23 protein-coding genes are annotated in these 21416 nt (G+C 61.5%); 15 read left to right on the top strand and 8 right to left on the bottom strand.

All coding sequences use genetic code 11. The features are described 5' to 3' along the window. Window positions 1-102: 102 nt before the first annotated feature. Window positions 103-501: a c-type cytochrome gene (locus ACSV9I_RS12395; RefSeq protein ID WP_054157420.1), complete on the bottom strand. Its 399-nt coding sequence runs from the start codon at window positions 499-501 to the stop codon at window positions 103-105. Between the two features lie 266 nt (window positions 502-767). On the opposite strand from ACSV9I_RS12395, the gene ACSV9I_RS12390 reads away from it, so the two are divergent. The 8 genes from ACSV9I_RS12390 (at window position 768) to ACSV9I_RS12355 (ending at window position 8591) form a co-directional block, all read left to right on the top strand. Further along, complete coding sequence (locus ACSV9I_RS12390; protein WP_438329104.1) at window positions 768-1724, top strand: choline ABC transporter substrate-binding protein; 957 nt, start codon at window positions 768-770, stop codon at window positions 1722-1724. 94 nt (window positions 1725-1818) lie between these two features. Further along, window positions 1819-2688, top strand: coding sequence for a choline ABC transporter permease subunit (gene choW, locus ACSV9I_RS12385; protein ID WP_438329103.1), 870 nt, complete (start codon window positions 1819-1821; stop codon window positions 2686-2688). Then, on the top strand, window positions 2685-3728 hold the full coding sequence (gene choV / locus ACSV9I_RS12380) for a choline ABC transporter ATP-binding protein (RefSeq protein WP_438329102.1): 1044 nt from the start codon (window positions 2685-2687) through the stop codon (window positions 3726-3728). Before choW ends, choV begins: the two co-directional genes overlap by 4 nt. Window positions 3729-3763: 35 nt before the next feature. Beyond that, window positions 3764-4582 (top strand): HugZ family protein, encoded by an 819-nt coding sequence (locus tag ACSV9I_RS12375; protein ID WP_438329101.1) that lies wholly within the window; start codon window positions 3764-3766, stop codon window positions 4580-4582. A gap of 114 nt (window positions 4583-4696) precedes the next feature. Then, a complete protein-coding gene (locus ACSV9I_RS12370; protein ID WP_054157322.1) occupies window positions 4697-5014 on the top strand; it encodes an ArsR/SmtB family transcription factor in 318 nt (105 codons plus the stop codon). A 378-nt stretch (window positions 5015-5392) separates the two neighbouring features. Beyond that, a complete protein-coding gene (locus ACSV9I_RS12365; protein WP_438329100.1) occupies window positions 5393-6721 on the top strand; it encodes an aspartate aminotransferase family protein in 1329 nt (442 codons plus the stop codon). Between the two features lie 283 nt (window positions 6722-7004). Then, complete coding sequence (locus ACSV9I_RS12360; RefSeq protein WP_438329099.1) at window positions 7005-7295, top strand: hypothetical protein; 291 nt, start codon at window positions 7005-7007, stop codon at window positions 7293-7295. Between the two features lie 189 nt (window positions 7296-7484). Beyond that, window positions 7485-8591, top strand: a complete 1107-nt coding sequence (locus ACSV9I_RS12355; RefSeq protein ID WP_438329098.1) for a branched-chain amino acid ABC transporter substrate-binding protein — start codon at window positions 7485-7487, stop codon at window positions 8589-8591. A gap of 99 nt (window positions 8592-8690) precedes the next feature. Here ACSV9I_RS12355 and ACSV9I_RS12350 read toward each other — a convergent pair whose 3' ends face one another. From ACSV9I_RS12350 to ACSV9I_RS12340, 3 genes are read right to left on the bottom strand one after another with little or no spacing between them, the layout of a single operon-like run. Continuing rightward, window positions 8691-8987: a hypothetical protein gene (locus tag ACSV9I_RS12350; protein WP_438329097.1), complete on the bottom strand. Its 297-nt coding sequence runs from the start codon at window positions 8985-8987 to the stop codon at window positions 8691-8693. A 47-nt stretch (window positions 8988-9034) separates the two neighbouring features. Next, entirely contained in the window at window positions 9035-9445 is a 411-nt protein-coding gene (locus ACSV9I_RS12345) for an SRPBCC family protein (RefSeq protein ID WP_438329096.1), read from the bottom strand. Continuing rightward, window positions 9442-9765, bottom strand: coding sequence for an ArsR/SmtB family transcription factor (locus ACSV9I_RS12340; protein WP_438329095.1), 324 nt, complete (start codon window positions 9763-9765; stop codon window positions 9442-9444). Before ACSV9I_RS12340 ends, ACSV9I_RS12345 begins: the two co-directional genes overlap by 4 nt. Window positions 9766-9913: 148 nt before the next feature. Here ACSV9I_RS12340 and ACSV9I_RS12335 point away from each other — a divergent pair, with 148 nt between their 5' ends. From ACSV9I_RS12335 to ACSV9I_RS12310, 6 genes are all read left to right on the top strand, one after another. Then, complete coding sequence (locus tag ACSV9I_RS12335) at window positions 9914-10309, top strand: rhodanese-like domain-containing protein (protein ID WP_438329094.1); 396 nt, start codon at window positions 9914-9916, stop codon at window positions 10307-10309. Window positions 10310-10395: 86 nt separating this feature from the next. Further along, window positions 10396-11265 carry an aldose 1-epimerase family protein gene (locus tag ACSV9I_RS12330; RefSeq protein ID WP_438329093.1) on the top strand — a complete coding sequence of 290 codons (870 nt, stop codon included), beginning with the start codon at window positions 10396-10398 and terminating at the stop codon, window positions 11263-11265. A 119-nt stretch (window positions 11266-11384) separates the two neighbouring features. Next, complete coding sequence (locus tag ACSV9I_RS12325; RefSeq protein ID WP_438329092.1) at window positions 11385-12197, top strand: cyclase family protein; 813 nt, start codon at window positions 11385-11387, stop codon at window positions 12195-12197. A gap of 13 nt (window positions 12198-12210) precedes the next feature. Further along, the gene (locus ACSV9I_RS12320) at window positions 12211-12633 is read left to right on the top strand and encodes a carboxymuconolactone decarboxylase family protein (RefSeq protein ID WP_438329091.1); all 423 of its coding nucleotides are present in this window, start codon (window positions 12211-12213) and stop codon (window positions 12631-12633) included. A gap of 86 nt (window positions 12634-12719) precedes the next feature. Further along, window positions 12720-14414, top strand: coding sequence for an adenine deaminase (gene ade, locus ACSV9I_RS12315; RefSeq protein ID WP_438329090.1), 1695 nt, complete (start codon window positions 12720-12722; stop codon window positions 14412-14414). Between the two features lie 291 nt (window positions 14415-14705). After that, window positions 14706-15479: a potassium channel family protein gene (locus ACSV9I_RS12310; protein ID WP_438329089.1), complete on the top strand. Its 774-nt coding sequence runs from the start codon at window positions 14706-14708 to the stop codon at window positions 15477-15479. 23 nt (window positions 15480-15502) lie between these two features. Here the strand turns inward: ACSV9I_RS12310 and ACSV9I_RS12305 are convergent, their stop codons facing one another. Further along, window positions 15503-17161 (bottom strand): alpha-glucosidase family protein, encoded by a 1659-nt coding sequence (locus ACSV9I_RS12305; protein ID WP_438329088.1) that lies wholly within the window; start codon window positions 17159-17161, stop codon window positions 15503-15505. A 196-nt stretch (window positions 17162-17357) separates the two neighbouring features. Here ACSV9I_RS12305 and ACSV9I_RS12300 point away from each other — a divergent pair, with 196 nt between their 5' ends. Beyond that, window positions 17358-18452: a glycosyltransferase family 4 protein gene (locus ACSV9I_RS12300; protein WP_438329087.1), complete on the top strand. Its 1095-nt coding sequence runs from the start codon at window positions 17358-17360 to the stop codon at window positions 18450-18452. Between the two features lie 114 nt (window positions 18453-18566). On the opposite strand, the gene der is transcribed toward ACSV9I_RS12300, so the two are convergent. The 3 genes from der to ACSV9I_RS12285 all read right to left on the bottom strand — a co-directional run bounded on the left by der (window position 18567) and on the right by ACSV9I_RS12285 (window position 21392). Next, complete coding sequence (gene der / locus ACSV9I_RS12295) at window positions 18567-19991, bottom strand: ribosome biogenesis GTPase Der (protein WP_438329086.1); 1425 nt, start codon at window positions 19989-19991, stop codon at window positions 18567-18569. Window positions 19992-20027: 36 nt separating this feature from the next. Next, window positions 20028-20699, bottom strand: a complete 672-nt coding sequence (locus tag ACSV9I_RS12290) for a tetratricopeptide repeat protein (RefSeq protein ID WP_054157307.1) — start codon at window positions 20697-20699, stop codon at window positions 20028-20030. A 114-nt stretch (window positions 20700-20813) separates the two neighbouring features. Continuing rightward, on the bottom strand, window positions 20814-21392 hold the full coding sequence (locus ACSV9I_RS12285) for an NnrU family protein (RefSeq protein ID WP_438329085.1): 579 nt from the start codon (window positions 21390-21392) through the stop codon (window positions 20814-20816). Window positions 21393-21416: the final 24 nt, after the last annotated feature.

Here is a 21416-nt window from a genome sequence, read left to right as displayed (position 1 = left end):
ACCCTACCGATATGGAGGGTGTTGATGACGCTACAAGATCTTCTGGTGGAAAATTGCGACAGCGGAGCAACACCGTCGCAATTCAGGGTCGAAATACAGGCCTTACTGACCGCCAGCCGCTGGATCCTTGAGATAGGCGATGATGTTGGCGATATCCTCGTCTTTCTTGACGCCGGCAAAGGCCATCTTTGTCCCTTTGACCATGGCCTTCGGCGCCTTGAGATATTCGGTGAGAAGCGCTTCGTCCCACACTTTTCCCTGGCCGAATTCAGTCATGGCCGGCGAGTATTTGTAGCCTTCGGCCGTACCCACGGCGCGGCCAACGACGCCAGAGAGATGCGGGCCCACCTTGTTCTTCGCCTCGGTGGCGACATGACAGGCCTGACAGACTTTGAAGGCCTTGGCGCCGGCAACCGGATCCCCGGCCGCAATCGCCGACACCGGCGCGGCCAGCATGGCCATGGCACCGGAAAGCAACACGAATTTGGACGACGTCTTCATGAACACTCCTATATTCCCTTCACGCGCTGCCGATGCAGCATCGCTGATAAGAAGCATGATGGACCGGTTCCACAAGTCCGCGCTTTGACGCGGATCAATCCGGGCAAGATCGGCGTCCAGGGCGACGAACACCGCATCTCACACACAAAATTTGTCAGAGTCGCAAACGGGGCCGCTCCTGCGACGCAAATGCGCGGGCCTCCTTGCAATTTCGGGTATTGAATGTTGAGTTGGGAACCTCAAAAAAAGAACCGGGAGTCTTCACTATGAATAGCCTCACCACTTGTCGTCGCCTTCTCGCAGCCACCGTATCGCTGATCGCCGTCAGCGCGGCACCGCTCTCCGCTGCCGAAGCCGAAAGCTGCTCGACCGTTCGCTTCTCCGATGTCGGCTGGACCGACATCACGGCCACCACGGCAACCGCTTCGGTGCTCCTGAAGGCGCTCGGCTACGAGCCGACGACCACTGTTCTCTCCGTACCGGTCACTTACTCGTCGCTGAAGAACAAGGACATTGACGTCTTCCTCGGCAACTGGATGCCGACCATGGAAGCCGATATTGCGCCGTATCGCGACGACAAATCGGTCGAAATCTTCGGACCGAACCTTGAAGGCGCAAAATACACGCTCGCGACCAACGCCAAGGGCGCTGAACTCGGCATCAAGGACTTCGCCGATATTGCCAAGAACAAGGACGCGCTCGGCGGCAAGATCTACGGCATCGAGCCCGGCAATGACGGCAATCGCCTGATCCTCGACATGATCGACGGCGGCAAGTTCGGCCTCGACGGGTTCGAAGTGGTTGAATCCTCCGAACAGGGCATGCTGGCCCAGGTTGCTCGTGCCGAAAAGGATGGCGAACCCGTCGTCTTCCTCGGCTGGGAACCGCATCCGATGAACGCCAACTTCAAGCTGACCTATCTGTCCGGCGGCGACGAGATCTTCGGCGCGAACTTCGGTGGCGCGACCATCTTCACCAACACACGCGCCGGCTACACGACCGAGTGCCCGAATGTCGGCAAGTTCGTCACCAACCTCAAGTTCTCGCTCCAGATGGAAAACGAGATCATGGGCAAGATCCTGAATGACGGTGAAGATGCGGAAGCCGCCGCCAGCACCTGGCTGAAGGCCAACCCGGCAGCAATCGAGCCATGGCTCGCCGGCGTCACGACCAAGGACGGCAGCGATGGTCTTGCTGCAGTGAAGACGGCCCTCGGCCTCTAATCTTCGTTCATCGAATGTGGAACCGCGCGGCCGGGAGGGAGGACCCTGCCGCGCGGCCTCCAGGCAATGATCATAAGCCTATTCGGGGACACGCATGGATTTCCTGACTGACTACAAACTGCCCATCGGCCCCGGCTCGAAGAGCTTCGTCGACTGGCTCACCGCCAATGTCGATTTCGTTTTCGACTTCATCGCCACCATTTTGAGCGCGTCGATCAACGCCATGCTCTTTGTGCTGCAAGGCACCTTCGTGAAGGGCACGGCGGCAGAGAGCTTTTATCCGATCCTGATGATCCTCGTCTTTTCGCTGGTCGCCTGGGCCATACGCCGTTCGCTCGGCGTCGTCGCCTTCACTTTCCTCGGCCTGCTCCTCATCTACAATCAGGGCTACTGGAAAGAGACGATGGAAACGCTGGCTCTGGTGCTGGCCGCAACCGGGGTCTCGATGGTGATCGGCGTGCCCGTCGGCATTGCCTGCGCCCGTCGCCCCTGGCTCTATGCAGGCGTTCGCCCCGTGCTCGACCTGATGCAGACCATTCCGACCTTCGTCTATCTGATCCCGGCGCTGATCCTCTTCGGACTTGGTATGGTGCCCGGTCTGATCGCAACGGTCATCTTTGCCATTCCCGCCCCGATCCGCCTGACGCGCCTTGGCATCATCTCGACGCCGCCTTCGCTCGTCGAAGCGGCTGTCGCCTTCGGTGCAACGCCGATGCAGGTGCTGCGCAAGGTGGAACTACCCTTCGCCATGCCGCAGATCATGGCCGGCCTCACCCAGACCATCATGCTGTCGCTGTCGATGGTGGTGATCGCAGCACTCGTTGGTGCAAGCGGCCTCGGCGTGCCGGTGGTGCGTGCGCTCAACACCGTCAATATTGCCCGCGGCTTCGAGGCGGGCCTGTGCATCGTCATCCTGGCGATCATCCTCGACCGGATCTTCCGCATTCCAGGAGAAGACGCATGACCGACGCAGTCATCTTTAAAAATGTCGACATCGTCTTCGGCGACAATCCGGCCCGCGCCATCGAAATGATCGACGAAGGCAAGACCCGCGACGAAATCGGCCGAGAAACCGGCCTCGTCCTTGGCGTCGCCGAGGCCTCGCTCACGGTCAAGGAAGGCGAGATCCTCGTGCTGATGGGCCTCTCCGGCTCTGGCAAGTCGACCCTGCTGCGGGCCGTCAATGGCCTCGCCCCAGTGGTCCGCGGCTCCGTGGGCGTCAAGACCGCGGAGGGCTATGTCGACCCCTACAAGACCCCGGCGGCACATCTGCGCGACCTGCGCATGCACACCGTCTCCATGGTCTTCCAGCAGTTCGGCCTCCTGCCCTGGCGGACCGTCGCGGAAAATGTCGGCTTTGGCCTCGAGCTGGCGGGCGTGCCAGATGCCGAGCGCCAGAAGACTGTTGCCCAGCAGCTGGAACTGGTCAATCTCGGCCAATGGGCGCACCGCAAGGTCAATGAACTCTCGGGCGGCATGCAGCAGCGTGTTGGTCTCGCTCGCGCCTTTGCCACAGGCGCCCCGATCCTTCTGATGGACGAGCCCTTCTCGGCACTCGATCCGTTGATCCGCACCCGTCTGCAGGACGAGCTCCTCGAATTCCAGGCCCGCCTGAAGAAGACTATTCTCTTCGTCAGCCACGACCTGGACGAAGCCTTCCGCATCGGCAATCGGATCGCCATCATGGAAGGCGGGCGGATCATCCAGTGTGGAACGCCACAGGAGATCGTCCAGAACCCGACGAATCAGTATGTCGCGGACTTCGTTCAGAACATGAACCCGATCAACATGCTGACCGCTGCCGACGTCATGCGCCCCGGCGCTTCGCCACAGGACGCCATGGTCAGCGGCACCACAGCGCCCGGAACGGCGCTGGTCGAGGTGCTTGACGCCCTGTCGCAGCGACCAGGCACAATCGGGGTCGTTGACAACGGCGCCGTCATCGGCACGATCAATGCACAGGATGTGATCACCGGACTGACGCGGCACCGCCGCAAGGCTTGAACCTTGGGCGCGTCGCCTCGTCCGAAACAGGATGAATGATGACGACGCCCGAGACAGATCCCAGGCAGCAGCCAGCGGGCGAGCCCGCTGGCCAGCCGACGGAAAAACCCGCCGACCGGCCCCAGGTGATTCGCGAGACGGACGAGGATGCGCGCCGACAGGCACGCGTCCTCCTGCGTGGCGCGCGCTATGCAGCCATCGGCGTGATCGATCCGGACACGCATTTCCCCGCCGTCAGCCGGGTCCTTATCGGCAGCGATAGCGATGGCGCTGCCGTCATTCTTGTCTCTGAGCTCTCCGCCCATACCAGGGCACTGACGACCGATCCACGCACGAGCCTTCTCGTCGGTGAGCCAGGCAAGGGGGACCCGCTCGCCTATCCCAGGCTCAGCCTGCAATGCAGCGCGCAGGCGGTTGAACGCGGCAGCTCAGATCATGCGCGGCTGCGTGAGCGCTTCCTCGCACGCCACCCGAAATCGAAGCTCTATATCGACTTTCCCGACTTCCGCTTTTTCCGCCTCGTGGCGGAGCGTGGCAGTCTGAATGGCGGCTTCGGCCGCGCCTATCACCTCTCGGGAGCGGATTTTCGCATCGAGACGACCCACTGTGATTTCTGGGGGTGCGAAGCAGACCTACTGCTAGAATTGGGGGTGCTGTTTCCGGGGCTTGCAGAAAAGATCGCCACCACTACCTATGGCGCACCACCTGGAGAGTGGACTTTCACTGGTATTGATTCTTCCGGAATCGATATATCTTACAAGGACTTATTAATTCGGCATGAGTTTTTAGAGCCAATCCGAACAAAAACACATATGATTTTAGAGTTACCTAATTCAGTATACGCAGTACCTTAAATTTAGGCATATACAAATTTGGAGCCCCTGCTACATTTCGTGTCATAGCTAAGGCACGGATTTTCAACGACTGCCCCTCCCCCATCAGGCAATCGAGATAGGAAAGTTGAACAGATGAAAACAAGAGATTTGTCGGAGCAATCCAACGTAGCAGCAAGCCTGCTGTCGGCCATGGCGAACCCGAAGCGCTTGATGATCCTCTGCAGCCTCGTTGAAGGTGAGGTTCCGGTCGGCGTGCTCGCCAACCAGGTCGGCCTCAGCCAATCGGCACTGTCTCAGCACCTGTCCAAGCTGCGCGCGCAGAAGCTGGTTAAGACCCGCCGCGACGCCCAGACCATCTATTACTCCTCCACGTCGGAATCGGTCATTAAGATCCTGTCGACACTGGAAAGCATCTATTGCGCCCCTGCGGCCGCGAAGAACGCCGCTTGATGACAGCGCTCCCAAGCGGATGGAACGCGGCGTAGAGCCCGACCATCCCGTGGGATAACTGCGTTGAAGATATCCGGTCACGATCCGGAACCGATCGAGCCCCGTCCCGAATGACCGGCCGGGGCTTTTTCATGTCCGCCGCCATCTGCAAACATGCAGGGAGGAAACGATGCCCCCTCCCAGGCCATTCTCGATGGCGGTGGGGCGATCGCGCAACCCGCGAGGCGCATCACTTAAATTCAGGGATCCATGACCTTTCGTGATGCCGCCTTGACGGTGTTTCGATCACTGCTAACGTGACGACGCAAGCAAAGCCACCGGCGCATCAACCGGGGCCGGGCAGTGGCCGCCCGTGATGACAAGGCCATGGAGAACACGATGTCGAACCGCCTCAATTCCACGCCCAACGATCTGCGCGCCTTCTGGATGCCGTTCACTGCGAACCGCCAGTACAAGAAGGAACCGCGCCTTTTCGTCGGCGCCAAGGACATGCACTACACCACCCATGACGGCCGCCAGGTGCTTGACGGCACGGCAGGCCTCTGGTGCGTCAATGCCGGCCACTGCCGCCCGCTGATCACCGAAGCGATCCGCGAGCAGGCCGGCGAACTGGACTACGCTCCTGCCTTCCAGCTCGGCCACCCGAAAGCCTTTGAACTCGCCAACCGCCTGATCGACATCGCGCCCGACAACATGGCGCATGTGCTCTATACCAATTCCGGCTCTGAATCGGTCGAGACTGCCCTCAAGGTCGCGCTCGCCTATCAGCGCGTAAAGGGGCAAGGGTCGCGCACCCGTCTGATCGGCCGCGAGCGCGGTTATCACGGCGTCAACTTCGGCGGCATTTCAGTCGGCGGCATTGTCTCCAACCGCAAGATGTTCGGCACGCTGCTCACCGGCGTCGACCACATGCCCCACACCCATCAGCCGGCCAAAAACGCTTTCACCAAGGGCATGCCCGAACATGGCGGCGATCTGGCCGACGAACTGGAACGGATCGTCACCCTGCATGACGCCTCGACGATCGCGGCCGTCATCGTCGAACCCGTCGCCGGCTCGACGGGCGTCCTGATCCCGCCAAAGGGCTATCTGCAGCGCCTGCGCGAACTCTGCACCAAGCACGGCATCCTGTTGATCTTCGACGAAGTCATCACCGGCTTCGGTCGTCTCGGAACGCCCTTTGCTTCGCAGTATTTCGACGTGAAGCCTGACATCATGGTCACCGCCAAGGGCCTGACCAACGGCGTCATTCCGATGGGCGCTGTCTTCGTCACCGCCGAAATCCATGACGCCTTCATGGCCGGCCCCGAGCATATGATCGAGTTCTTCCACGGCTACACCTATTCCGGCAATCCGATCGCATCGGCCGCAGCGCTCGGCACGCTCGACACTTACCGTGACGAGGGCCTGCTCACCCGTGCCGCCGAGATCGCACCCTACTGGGAAGAAAAGCTGCATTCTCTCCGCGATTGCCCGAATGTCATCGACATCAGAAATCTCGGCCTGATCGGCGCAATCGAACTGAAGCCCATTGACGGCGAGCCGACCAAGCGCGCCTTCAACGCCTTCCTCAACGCCTATGCCGATGGTCTGCTGATCCGCACCACGGGTGATATCATCGCGCTGTCGCCGCCGCTGATCATCACCAGGGAGCAGATCGACGAACTCTTCGACAAGCTCCGCAAGGTGCTGGAAAAGAACATCTGAGACCAGCCACCGATAAGTTGGGAAAAAGCGGTCCGAGTGGCCGCTTTTTCTTGCGCCGCTCGCCTTGAAAACCCGATCACGACGGATCTTTCCTGACTGGACCGCAGACCATCTTGTCTGACAGCGAATCGCCCCTTATCCTGCGACAAGAGATTCGCCCAGCCGAACCCGACGCGAATGACAGCGCAAGGTTCAGCCGACGAGTACAGCAGCATCCAGCCGCCTCGCTATCGACATCAGGTCGCCGGCAACCGGCCCGGAGCACGTCCCGGCAGGAAAACCCGTGGTCGACCTTTTCAAACGCATGTTCCGCAAGGATCCCTCTTCCGAAGCCAGCACCGTCAAGGCTCCGGTCGCCGCTCCCGAGCGGCAAGAAATGCAGCTTGCCGCCCGCCGCGCCCAGATCGCCAATGACCTGATGGAATTGCAGCAGATCGCAATGGCAGAGCTGGCACTGCGCAAGCAGCAGGAAGCGGCGGCAGCCGGCAACGGCATGCTCGCCCAGGCAGACACAATCGGACACAGCGATTTCGATGGCGACACGCCATACGGTCAGCGCGTCGCCATCCTCTGATCGCCATCCGCTGATCGGCCCAAACGACAACAATCATCGTGGTAAACTCCTGGGCGTGACAGATGACCGCTGCTCGCGGTCTTTTGTCTCCTTCCGATTTTGGCTAAAGCTGGTCTGGGGAACGAAACAAAAGAACCCAGCCGGCGCTAAAATCGACAAAGATCGGTTGCGCCACCCAAGGAGCACGACATGAAATTTCACCTACTCGCAGCGACCGCCCTTGCGGCCCTGATCGCTGCCGCCCCTGCCGCGCGCGCAGACATCGTCATCGGTCTGATGGCACCGCTCACAGGTCCGCTGGCCGCCGTCGGCGCGCAGATCAAGAATGGCGCCGAGACCGCCGTTGAGGAAATCAACAAGAAGGGTGGCGTCAACGGCGAACAGCTTGTCATCAAGGTTGCCGACGATGCCGGCGAACCGAAGCAGGGCGTCTCGGCCGCCAACCAGCTGGTCGGCGAAGGCGTACGCTTCGTCGTCGGCCCCGTCACGTCGGGCGTTGCCGTGCCTGCCTCCAGCGTACTTGCCGAAAACGGCACGCTGATGGTCACCCCGACGGCCACCGCCCCTGACCTCACCGCACGCGGCCTCACAACCGTGCTGCGCACCTGCGGCCGCGACGACCAGCAGGCCGATGTGGCTGCCAAGCTCGTGCTTGAAAAGTTCAAGGACAAGAAGATCGCCATCATCAATGACAAGGGTCAGTACGGCAAGGGCCTCGCCGATGCCTTCAAGGCTGCCCTCAACGCGGGCGGCGTGACCGAAGTCTTCAACGACGCACTGACGGCCGGCGAGAAGGATTACGGCGCGCTTATCACCCGCCTGAAGGCGGAAGGCGTCGAAGTCATCTATTTCGGTGGCTACCACCCGGAAGCCGGTCTGATGGTCCGTCAGATGAAGGACGCCGGTCTTTCCGCCCAGCTGATCGCCGGTGACGGCCTGTCGAACAATGAATTCGTGACGATCGGCGGAGACGCTGCCGAAGGCACGATCTTCACCAATGCTGCCGATGCGCTGAAGAACGACGACAGCAAGGCTGCCGTTGCTGCCCTGACCGCAAAGTCCGTTCCGGCTGAAGCCTTCACGCTCAACGCCTATGCCGCGGTTGAAGTGCTGGCTGCCGGCATCACCAAGGCCGGAAGCGCCGACGACGCCGAAGCCGTGGCCGCAGCCCTCAAGGACGGCTCGGAAATCCCGACCGCCATCGGCAAGCTGACCTATGGCGAGACGGGCGACCTGACCTCGCAGAGCTTTGCCGTTTACAAATGGGAAGGCGGCAAGACGGTTTCGGCTGAGTAAGGCGCCTCCGATTAAACCATTGTGGGAGGCGGCCCTCGGGTCGCCTTTCTTCTTTGCGCGACAAGGTCTGACCACCTGACTGCACAGAACTTCATCAGGTCAACCCGGGCGGCGAGAGCCGATGGCCCCTCTCCTCTTGGACCGACCGGTCGTCTGAAAACCTTCCTGCGTCATGGGATCCTTTGTTTCGCGCGCAGCAAGCCCGCGCCGCCGGTGGGGAAGGATGAAGAGGTAGATCCCCGTTGCCAGAAGCGGCAGCAAGGGCGCCAGAGCCAGGAAACCGATCCACTGTGGCGACCCAGGGATCATCATTGCCCCCAGATTGGCGACGACCGCCAGGGTGAAGGCGAGTGACAGGACCCGATGCCATTGGCGCATGCGATGACTGAAAGACATGGCGAGACCCCTTTGCCTATATGCGTTGATAGACCGATGAATGGCACTCATGTGATCCGGTCGAGGACCAGTTCGAGACCGTCGAAATAACGCGGCCACCCCATTTTGGCGCCTCCGTAATATTGCGGTTGATCCCGACCAAAGCCGGTCTGCTCCATTCGCAGACGCGTGCCCGCGCCACTCGGTGTGATGGTCCACGTCACAAGGCTCTTCAGCGCTCCAGAGTTCCAGCTATAGGCAAGACACCGGGCCGGTTCGACCACAAGCACCTCGCAATCGACAGACCCCCAGTCGGCAGCCAGTGTGAAGCGGTGGCCGACTTCCGGCGCGAAGGCATTCTGCATCAGCCATTCTGCGATCAGATCAGGTTGGGTTAGGGCCCGCCAGATCTTGTCCGGCGCATGGCGAAACTCACGTTCGACCACCACGGAGAGATTTTCAGTGTTGCTATTTTTCATTGGTCCATCCTGTCGAGGAGATCATCAAGGGCATCGAAACGCGCAGTCCAGAAACCCTCCATCTGGCGAGCCCAGGCGGTCAGCGGATCAAGTCCCCCATGACGAACGCTATAATGACGCAGACGTCCGCTGACGCGGTCTTCCACCAGACCTGCCCTTTTCAGGACGGCGAGATGCTTCGAGACAGCTGGCTGCGACACTCCGGCACCGGCGGTGAGCACGCCGACTGTCTGGGTACCGTCGCGGCAGAGCCGCTCGAACAGCGCTCGCCGTGTCGGATCGGCGAGCGCCACAAAGAGGAATTCCGGCGAAGAGTTCATCCAAACATCCATAACCCGACAGCTATGGATTACTTATAACCAGCGAGCTATTGATCTGTCAACGATCCTGCTGTGATAGCCCCCCCCTTCGTGACAGGTGGGGCGCCCGTGCTAGACTTGCTGCAAACAGGAACCTGCGGAGCGCGAAATGAAAAAGGGCTACAAGGACTTGCTGGCCGAGGCAAATGCGCTGGTGCAGGCCATTGCACCGCACGACGCAGCCCCGCTGCACGCAGAGGCTGACACGGTCTTCGTTGACCTGCGTGATCCACGCGAACGCGAGCGCGAAGGCACGATCCCCGGTGCTTTCGCCTGCCCGCGCGGCATGCTCGAATTCTGGATCGACCCTGAAAGCCCCTATCACAAGCCGGTCTTTGCCGAAGACAAGCGCTTCGTTTTCTTCTGCGCCAGCGGCTGGCGCTCGGCGCTGGCGACGAAGACGGCACTGGAAATGGGGCTGGAACACGTCTGCCATCTGGACGGCGGCTTCACCGCCTGGCGTGAGGCCGGACTGCCGGTGGAAGCGTTGAAGCTCAAAGGATAAGGGAGCAAGCGCAAGGTTGCTGCCATTTTCCGTCGCGATCCACGCGCAAGCACACTAGGATGGCGCCAAACAAATAAGGATCTTCCATGCCCCAGACGATTCGCATCGCCAACGAAACGCTTGCCGTAGAAGTCTCGACACTGGGTGCCGAAATGCAGTCACTGAAGTCGGCAGATGGCAGCGACTGGTTGTGGAATGGCGACGCCGCCTGGTGGACGGGTCGCTCGCCGATCCTCTTTCCGATCGTCGGCAAGGCGCCCGGCGACCGTCTGGCCGTGAACGGCACGACATATCCAATGGCGCAGCACGGAATTGCCCGGCGCCGGGAGTTTGAACTGGTGGAACAGAGCGCGACCAGCTGCCGCCATGAACTCTCCTCCTCCGCGGAAACGCGCGAGGTCTATCCCTTCGATTTCCGCCTGACGCTCGAGCACCGCCTGGAAAACGACAGCCTTACGGTCATGGCGACGGTGGAAAACACCGGCGACACGCCGCTCCCTTTCGGCATCGGCTTTCACCCGGCCTTTCTCTGGCCATTGCCGGGCGCCGACGGCCGGACGCATCACATCATTCTGGATAACGGTGCCGAGCCGGGTGTCGTGCAACTGGAAGATGGCCTGATTGGCCAGACCCTGCCGAACTCGCCTTTCAGCAAGGGCAGGCTTGAGCTCACCCATGCCCTGTTCGACAAGGATGCCCTGATCTTCCCCGAAGGTGCCGGCACCGGCCTGCGCTTCGGTGCGGAGGGCGGCCCGACCCTGCATTTCACCTTTGACAACCTGCCGAATATTGCGCTCTGGCAGAAGCCCGGTGCCCCATTCCTCTGCGTCGAGCCCTGGCACGGCATGGCGGCGCATGCCGGCGGCACGGCGGAACTCGTCGAGCGGCCGTACACGGTGGCGCTGGCGGCGGGCGATGCCATGCGCTTCGGCTTAACGGTTCAAATCAAGCGCTGAGCGGATCGCCGCAGAGGGACGGCTGTCGCCCGCAATCCGGCGACCACCTTTCCGCTTGTCGGCGCGTCGCCATCCGATACTCTCTTGAAGTGCAAACCACATGGAGAGGGCAATATCGGATGTGCAATCATTGCGTGATGGAAAATGTAAAGCAGACCATGCTGTCGCGTCGCTCGCTGTTCAAGGGCATGGCCGTTGCCGGCGCCGCAGTCACCGCCGGCGGCATCGCAAAGCCGGTGCTCGCCGAGCAGAGCCCGAGCAAGGTGATCGACCTCACCCATGCCTATGACGGCGCCTTCCCAACCTTCGACGGGACGCCCGGGATCGAATATGAATGGGCCGTGGAATTCGCCAAGAACGGCTACCAGCTGCATAAGCTGACGATCTTCGAACATACCGGCACGCATATCGACGCGCCGCTCCACTTCAGCGCCGACGGCCAGAGCGTCGACGAGATCGAGCCGGAAAAACTTGTGGCCCCCCTTGCCATTATCGATATCACCGACCGGGCGAAGGAAGAGGCCAACACGACCCTGGAAGCCGCAGACGTCGAGGCCTGGATCAGCGCCAATGGGGAGATCCCCAAGGGCGCGGTCGTCGCCTTGCGCTCCGGCTGGGCGAAGAAGGTAGCGGATCCCTCCTTCCGCAATGACAGTGCCGGCAAATTCGCCTTCCCCGGCTTCGGCAAGTCGGCGACCGACCTGCTCGCCACGCTCGACGTGGCCGCGATCGGCGTCGACACGCTGTCCCTCGACCCGGGCAATTCGGCAGATTTTGCCGTGCATAACAGCTGGCTTCCGGGGGGGCGTTACGGCATCGAATGCCTGAACAACCTCGAAGAACTGCCGGTCAAGGGCGCGACCATCATTGTCGGCGCGCCAAAGCACAAGGGCGGCACCGGCGGCCCGGCGCGCGTCCTGGCCCTCGTTTGAAGGAAGGCGCCCGATGGCCGTTCTTCCCCTTCTGAGCGATGAGGAGGCGAGCGCGAACGCGCTCGCCGTCTTCAACGACATCCGCGAAAAGCGCGGTACCGACTACGTCAACAACTTCTGGCGGGCGCTGGCCCATGACCCGGACGAGCTTCGTAGCGTCTGGGACAGACTGCAAACCGTTATGGCGCCTGGCGCACTCGATCCGCTGGTCAAGGAACTGCTCTATATTGCAGTTTCCGCGACGAATGGCTGTACCTATTGCGTTCACTCCCACACGGCGTCGGCCAAGGCCAAGGGCATGACCCCGGCAATGCATGCCGAACTCCTGCAGGTCATTGCTATGGCAAGCCGGACCAATGCATTGGCTGTCGCCCTCGGCGTACCGACTGATGAACGCTTCGAGGCAGAGGTTACGGCGAAGGGGTCTTCTGTGTAAGAGGCGGGCTCCCGGAGAGTGCAGCCCTTCCCCTCTGCCGGCGGCACTCGCTACAGTGGGACGGAACAACAGAATCGGAGAGCCGCATGACCAACCTCGAACGCCGCATCGACCAGGGCACAGGCCGCGAACCGGCTGATATCGTCTTGAAAGGCGGCCGCTTCTTCGACCTGGTCACTGGTGAACTTGTTGCCTCCGACATCGCGATTTGCGGCGACACGATTGTCGGCACGGTCGAGAGTTACGAAGGCCGCGAAGTCATCGACATCACCGGCAAGATCGTCGTGCCCGGCTTCATCGACACGCATCTGCATATCGAAAGCTCGCTGGTCACCCCGCATGAATTCGACCGCTGCGTTTTGCCCTATGGCGTGACGACCGTGATCTGCGATCCGCATGAAATCGCCAATGTTCTGGGCACCGAAGGCATCCAGTTTTTCCTCGACTCGGCCGAACAGACGATCATGGACATCCGCGTCCAGCTTTCGTCCTGCGTGCCCGCCACCCATCTCGAAACGGCGGGCGCCGATCTGCCCATCGAGCGCCTCCTGCCCTTCCGCCACCATCCCAAGGTGATCGGCCTTGCAGAATTCATGAATTTCCCAGGGGTGATCCACAAGGATCCGATCTGCATGGCGAAACTCGAAGCCTTCCAGGACGGACATATCGACGGCCATTCGCCGCTGCTCTCGGGCCGCGACCTGAATGGCTATCTCTCCGCCCGCATCCGTACCGACCACGAATGCACGACGGCAGCCGAGGCGCTGGAGAAGATCCGCAAGGGCATGCACATCCTCGTGCGCGAGGGCTCGGTCTCGAAGGATCTGCACGCGCTGATGCCCATCCTCACCGAGCGGCTCTCGCCCTTCCTGGCGCTCTGCACCGACGACCGCAACCCGCTCGACATCGCCGAACAGGGACATCTCGACTATCTGATCCGCGAGGCGATCAGACATGGCGTCGAACCGCTCGCCGTCTATCGCGCCGCATCGATTTCTGCCGCCCGGGCATTTGGGCTGCTTGACCGCGGCCTCGTCGCCCCCGGCTGGCGGGCCGACCTAGTCGTGATCGATAGCCTTGAAAACTGCAAGGCCGAGATGGTGTTCTCGGCCGGGCGTCGCGTGACCGACGCACTGTTCGCGACCCGCAAGTCTGTCGCCCCTGTTGGTCTCGACAGCGTCAAGGCACGGATCGTCAAGGCCGCCGATTTCGCCGTGCCGGTGGCCGAAGGCGAAACACCCGTGATCGGCGTGATGCCCGGCAAGATCATCACCGAGCACCGCCGCTTTCGCCTACCGACCTCCGGCAACCAGACCTCGGTCGATCTGGACAACGATCTCATCAAGGTCGCCGTCATCGAACGCCACGGCAAGAACGGCAATCATGCCAACGGCTTCGTCCAGGGTTTCGGCCTGAAGAAGGGCGCAATCGCCTCGACCGTCGGCCATGACAGCCACAACATCTGCGTCGTCGGGGTCTCGGAAGAAGACATGGCGCTCGCCGCCAACCGGCTGGGAGACATCAAGGGCGGCTTCGTCGTGGTCGAAAACGGCAAGGTCACGGGCGAGATCCCGCTCCCCGTCGCAGGCCTGATGAGCCTCGAGCCCTACGAGAGCGTGCGCGACACGCTGCATCACTTGAGACAAGCGGCCTATGCCCTTGGAACGACTCTCGAAGAACCCTTCCTGCAAGTCGCCTTCTTGCCATTGCCGGTCATCCCGCACCTGAAGATTTCCGACAAGGGCATGGTGGATGTCGATCAGTTTCGCCTGATCGGCTGAGGATTGGGGCGAACCTGTCAGTCCACGTGGAGAGGCGCCATTTCGCGGCCCACCAGCGCCGCTTTCAATCGGCAATATCTGGGTCTATCGCCGTTTACGCGCTCTAATTGATGTTCGGCGAATGGACAGGATGCAAAAAGAAGGCCGATGGACATGCACCATCGACCGGATCATTCTGGTTGCGGGAACCTGAAGGAGACCAAAACGTTCCCGCGATCACCCACCGTCCCTGTGTCCCCGACAGGGGAAATTCCGCATGCCGACAAGATCAGAGGATCCATGCCAGAAGACATGACGTCGCGCCCTCTGCCGCTTCGCCTGCGGCTTGCTCGCCTTTACAACGGACAAGGCCTGGCGGCCATCCGCTTCCAGTTTGCCTTGATGGTAATCGATCTTGCGATCATCGCCTTCTTTCTCGCAGGCCCCTATCTGCGGGATCGGCCAAGCTATCTTGTCCTAGATTATCTGATCGCCGCCTGGATCGCGCTTGAGCTGGTAGCGCAAGGGGCAGCTTCAGGCTCGGTTCGCCGCTATTTCTCCCGGCCCATGACCTGGCTGGACATCTTTGTGCTTGCCACGCTGCTGTTTCCCCAATGGCTGTTCAACTTCGCCTTCCTGCGGGTGGCCCGGATCTGGGCCGTGGCGCAAAGGCCGGTCTTCAAGCTGATGTTGCGGCGGCTCGGCCTTCGCGAACAGGGAGACGTGGTCACCGCCTTCATCAACCTCTTCGTCTTCCTCTTCCTGGTAACCGGCTTCGTCTACACCTTCTTCTTCTATGCCGAAGACGCCGGCACCGGCTTCATCGATGCGCTCTACTTCACGGTGGCCACGGTGACGACGACCGGCTTTGGCGACATCACGCTTCCCGGCACATTCGGCAAGCTAACCTCGATCGTCACCATGATCATCGGCATCTCGCTCTTCGTGCGCCTCGCCCAGGCGATCGTCCGGCCCTACAAGGTGACCTTTCCCTGCCCCGAATGCGGGCTCCAGCGGCACGACGCCGACGCCGTGCACTGCAAGGCCTGTGGCCATGTCTTGAACATCCCGGACGAGGGCGCCTGAGCCGCCCCCGCCACCTGAATCGATCAGAACCGCGCGCAAAAACCGTCGAGCGGGCCGAGCTGGATTTCGCCGTCAACCAGGGTTCCGGCCAGTCCCGGCATGGCGATACGATCCTTGACCGGATTGCCGAGGGGCAGCGCAATATCCTGCGGGCCACGGCGCAGGTTGAAGACAAAGAGCAGCCGCTCCTCGCCAAGGCAGCGGGTAAAGGCGAGCACGTCCTCATTGGTGGCAAGGAATTCGATGTCGCCCTGGATCAGCGCCGGATGCGCCTTGCGGAAGGCAAGCACCGCCCGGTAGTGCGACAGAACCGAGCTCTCGTCCCCCTCCTGCGCCTCGGCTGACAGCGGCAGATGGTCTGCCGGCACCGGCAACCAGGGCTTTCCTGTCGAGAAGCTCGCCTGCGGCTCGCCCGCTGCCCAAACCATCGGCGTCCGGCATCCATCGCGCCCCTTGAAGGCCGGCCAGAACCGGATGCCATAGGGGTCGCGCAGATCCTCGAAAGTCAGTTCCGCCTCTGGTAGACCCAACTCCTCGCCCTGATAGAGGCAGATCGAGCCGCGCAGGCTGGCCAGCACATTGATCGCAAGCTTGGCCACCGGGCCGCGCTCTTCCGGCTTGTCGATAAAGCGGCTGACATGGCGCGTCACGTCATGATTGGAAAACGCCCAGCAGACCCATCCGTCCTTGACCTGTCTCTGGAAGCTGTCGACGCAGTGGCGGATATGGCTTGGCGTGAAATCCGGCCCGAGAAGGTCGAAGGTGTAGCACATGTGCAGCTTGTCGCCGCCGGATGTGTAGGCGGCAACCGTCTTCAGCGAACGCGCGCCGTCACCGACTTCCCCAACCGTCGTGCGGTCGGGATATTCCTCGAGCAGTGCCCGGAAGCGCTTGAGGAATTCGACGTTTTCCGGCTGCGTCTTGTCGTAGAGATGGCTCTGCATGCCGTAAGGATTGACGTCAGGCGCATCGAGGCCGGCGTCTTCGCTATCGGGCATATGCGGCGGGTTATCCCGCAGTTCCTTGTCGTGGAAATAGTAGTTCACCGTATCCAGGCGGAACCCGTCAACGCCCCGGTCGAGCCAGAATTTCGTCGCCGCCAGAACGGCATCCTGGACGTCCCTGTTGTGGAAGTTGAGGTCCGGCTGGGAGGCGAGGAAATTGTGCATGTAATACTGCTTGCGCACGCCGTCCCATTCCCAGGCCGGGCCGCCAAAGACAGACAACCAGTTGTTCGGCGCCGTGCCGTCGGGCTTCGCGGCCGCCCAGACATACCAGTCAGCCTTGGCATTGTCGCGACTGGTACGGCTCTCCTTGAACCACGGATGCTGGTCGGAGGTATGCGAGATCACCTGGTCGATGATCACCTTCAGACCGAGCCGGTGCGCCTCAGCCATCATCGCGTCGAAATCGGCAAGCGTGCCGAACATCGGATCGACATCGCAGTAGTCGGAGACGTCATAGCCCATATCGGCCTGGGGTGAGGTGAAGAACGGCGAGAGCCAGATCGCGTCGACCCCGAGCGAGGCGATATAGGGGAGCCGCTGGATGATGCCCCTGATGTCGCCGATCCCGTCGCCATCCGTATCCTGGAACGAGCGCGGATAGACCTGGTAGATCACGGCACCGCGCCACCAGTCGGGATTGCTCGTCTTGGTGGCAACCGTGGATTTCTTCGTCATGCGCAGTTCCTTCCTCTGGAATCGGGGAGGCATGTTCCAACATCGCCCTAGGCAAGCGCCTTGCGCAACGAATGTCAAACATGCCCGGCGGGGAGACTGACATGAAGCTGTAATGTTCCCCTCGCATAAGCGGGATACAGCCATTTTCAGGCAGAATCGCCGCACAAGCGGCGTTTCGGACGAAGGCGGAGACGTCATGCCGAAGCTGACCATTGTGACCGATGCCTGGCACCCGCAGGTGAACGGGGTCGTGCGATCGATCGAAACCACCAATCGTGAATTGAAGGCGATGGGTGTCGACGTGTCGATGATCACGCCCGAGCCCTTTGCCAGCGTTCCGATGCCAACCTATCCGGAAATCCGTCTGTCGCTCGCCTGGCCGGGCACGGTCGGCCGGATGATCGAGGCTGAGAAGCCCGACTATGTGCATATCGCCACCGAAGGCCCGCTCGGGCTCATGGCCAGGCGCTGGTGCATCCGCAATGGCCAACCCTTCTCAACCAGCTACCACACCCGTTTTCCCGAATATGTCGCCGCCCGCCTGCCCCTGCCGATCCGCTGGCTCTATGCCTTCGTCCGCTGGTTCCACAATCGCGGCGGCGCCTGCATGGTGGCAACGGAAAGCCTGCGGCGGGAACTCTCCGCCAAAGGCATCAACAATCTCTGCCTGTGGAGCCGCGGCATCGACACCGGCCTGTTTCATCCACGCGAAAAGGCGGAGAATCCGTTTGGCCTGCCTCGGCCAATCTTCATGACGGTCGGCCGCGTGGCGCTGGAAAAGAACCTGCCCGCATTTCTGGATCTCGATCTGCCAGGCTCGAAAGTCGTGGTCGGCGACGGCCCTGCCCGCGCCGAGCTTCAGGCCCGCTATCCGCATATCCTGTTTACTGGCGTCAAACATGGCGAGGATCTGGCCAACACCTATGCACAGGCCGATGTCTTCGTCTTTCCGTCGAAGACCGACACATTCGGCAATACCATTCTTGAGGCGCTGGCCTCCGGCGTTCCCGTTGCCGCCTATCCGGTGACCGGCCCGATCGACATCATCCCGGCCGGCTCGACCGCCGGGGTGCTGGACCGCGACCTGAAGACGGCCTGTCTCGCCGCGCTTGAAGCCTCGCCGCAGGCGGCACGGCGCCTCGCCGAAACCTATTCCTGGGAAGCGGCCACACAGCAGTTCTTCGACAATGTCGTGGAGGCCAAGGAGCAGCGCCGCAAGCGGGGCCTTCGGCAACGCTTCGGCATTCGCCCGGCAGAAGCGGAGATCCGCGGCACACCGGCCGCGGAATAGCCGACGAGACCCAAAAGAAAATCCGGCGAAGGCGGGTTCACTGGATAATCTCAAACCTTGTGTTAAGACGCATCTCCAAACGGAAAACCGCGACAACACGTTGCATGGAAGGCTTTAGCGCTTCCTCTTCCGTCCCTCGAACGGGTTCTCGCCCGCCTTGAAATGGATACGGATCGGAACGCCCGGCATCTGGAAATCGGCGCGCAAACCATTGGTCAGATAGCGCACATAGCTTTCCGGCAGCGCATCGGGGCGCGTGCAGGAGATCATGAAGGCTGGCGGACGGGCCTTGACCTGCGTCATGTATTTCAGCTTCAGACGGCGACCGGACACGGCCGGTGGCGGATGCTGCGTCGTCACCGAATCGAGCCAGCGGTTGAGCTTCGACGTCGAGATGCGCTTGTTCCACACCATGTCGGTGTCGATGATGTTCTGCATCAGCTTCTCGAGGCCGTAACCGGTCTGGCCGGAAATCGGCACGGCGCGGATGCCGCGAGCCTGCGGCAGGAGCCGCTCGGTCTTTTCACGCAGGTCGGCCAGCACCGCCTGCTGATCCTCGACGAGATCCCACTTGTTGAAGGCGAGCACGGCGGCACGGCCTTCGCGAAGGCAGAGATCGACGATCTGAATGTCCTGCTTTTCGAAGGGAATGGTCGCATCGAAGACGATGACCACAGTTTCGGCAAAGCGGATGGCGCGCAGCGTATCGGCAACAGAGAGCTTTTCGAGCTTCTCCTGAACGCGGGCCTTGCGGCGCATGCCGGCCGTGTCGAACATCTTGATGGTCCGGCCGCGCCAGTCCCATTCGACCGAGATGGAATCGCGGGTGATACCGGCCTCAGGCCCGGTCAAAAGCCGGTCCTCGCCCAAGAAGCGGTTGATCAGTGTCGACTTGCCGGCATTCGGACGACCGACAATGGCCACGCGCAGCGGCTTGGTGTCGTCATATTCGGGCTCGACTTCGTCGTCTTCGCCGTCCTCGTCTGTCGGATGCAGAACCACGTCGGTTTCCGCAACGTCTTCCGGTTCCGGAAACGCCACATCCTCACCGATCGCCTCAACGATGGCATTGCGCAGGTCGATCATGCCCTGGCCATGTTCGGCGGAAATCGGAACCGGTTCGCCGAGACCCAGCGTATAGGCGTCATAAAAGCCGCCATCAGAGCCCTTGGCTTCCGACTTGTTGGCGACGAGCACCACGGGCTTGCCACGACGGCGCAGCATTTCGCCGAGCGTCTTGTCGACCGGCGTCAGGCCGAACTTGGCATCGACGACGAAGAGCGACAGGTCCGCCTCGTCAATCGCCGCTTCCGTCTGGGCGCGCATGCGGCCTTCCAGCGTCTCGGGGCCCGCTTCTTCCAGGCCGGCCGTATCGATGATGGTGAAGCGCAGGTCCACGAGCTTGGCGTCGCCGGGGCGACGGTCGCGGGTGACACCCGGCGTGTCATCGACCAGCGCCAGCTTCTTACCGACGAGACGGTTGAAGAGCGTGGACTTGCCGACATTCGGGCGCCCGACGATGGCGACTGTGAAACTCATGGAACTTAGCTTTCCGGCCCTTCAGGCCTTGTTGTCTCAGGGCGCCTTGCCGGATGCCTTGATGTTGTCGAGCAACATCTGGGCGCGGTTGGCGACATTGCGCGGGGCTTCCGCGTCTTCAGTGATCTGTTCAAACCATTCACGCGCACGCGGCATGTCATCGGCCTTGTAGGCGGCAAGTCCGAGTGCTTCGCGCGCGCTATTGCGCATGGCATGCGCCGGCGTTGCCATCACTTCGACCAAGGCCGAAACGTCGGCATAGGACCCGGTGTCGATCAAGAGCCATGCAGCACGCATCTTGGCGGCGTCACGCACGGCAACCGGAACGCTTGCGTCGTCGCTGATCGTCCGGAACGAGGCAATCGCTTCGGCAGGCTGGCCCTTTTCGGCCTCAAGCGAGGCAACGCGGAAACGGGCGAGAATGCCATAGGCTCCGAAACCCTCCTGCTCCAGCGCCTTGAGGGCCGCCTCGGCTTCGTCGCGCTTGCCCTGCTCGGCCAGCGTCAGCGCCGCGATGAACTTGTCACCGGCACCGGATGCCTGTGTCGTGTCCCAATGGTCCCAGAGCCGATGGCCGGCCGTGCCAAGCACGATCAGTGCGGCAATGCCGATGATGATGCGGCTGTAACGCTTCCAGGCATTGCGCACCTGGTCCGAGCGGAGTTCTTCGTTCACTTCGCGGATGAAGCTGTCGTTCTGGTCAACCATACATATTCCCGGACTTGACCGTCCGGCCCTCATTGACATGCAGTCTTGTGATTGCCGGCCTTCTAGCCGATTTTTGCCCGCTTGTAAGGGGAAAACCGCCAAAAGGCCAAGCCATCACATCGCAAGCGGTGCAACCCCGATCAAGACTTCGTGCAGCCAGAAGGTGATCAGCGCCCAGACGGCCACTCCAACCACCACAGAGATCGCATCCCAGCGAGCCGAAACAAAGGGCCGTGGCGTGATTTCACCAGCCCGCATCCGGCGCTTGTAGCTGATGCGCAGGACCACGCCCCAAGCGAGGATCGCGACGAAAAGCAGGACCGACGCCAGATCGCCATTGGCCAGCAGATGCGCGGCAGCCCAGATCTTGATCGCCAGCACGATCGGATGCTTGGTCTTGGTGGCAATATAGCCGGCCGGCAGAAAACCGGACACGAGACAGATCATCGCAAACAGCATCAGCGTCGTCGTCAGATGGTTCATGCCCATGGGCGGGAACCAGAGATTGACGACGGGCGCTGTGGCATAGCCCCAGATCAACACGATCAGCGAAACCAGGCTGAGAACCGAGTTGATGATCCTCCAGCCCATCTCGCCGAACCGATCGATCATCGAAAGCCGAAAGCCGGGGGCGACGACACGGATCAGGTGCGTGGCGAGAAAGAGAATAAGTCCGAGGATCAGAAGAGCCATTGCGAAAACCTTTCGTGGAAATGC

This window comes from Rhizobium sp. G187, assembly GCF_051549525.1.
Classification (GTDB): domain Bacteria; phylum Pseudomonadota; class Alphaproteobacteria; order Rhizobiales; family Rhizobiaceae; genus Allorhizobium.
This window is presented reverse-complemented; position numbering and strand designations above follow the sequence as displayed.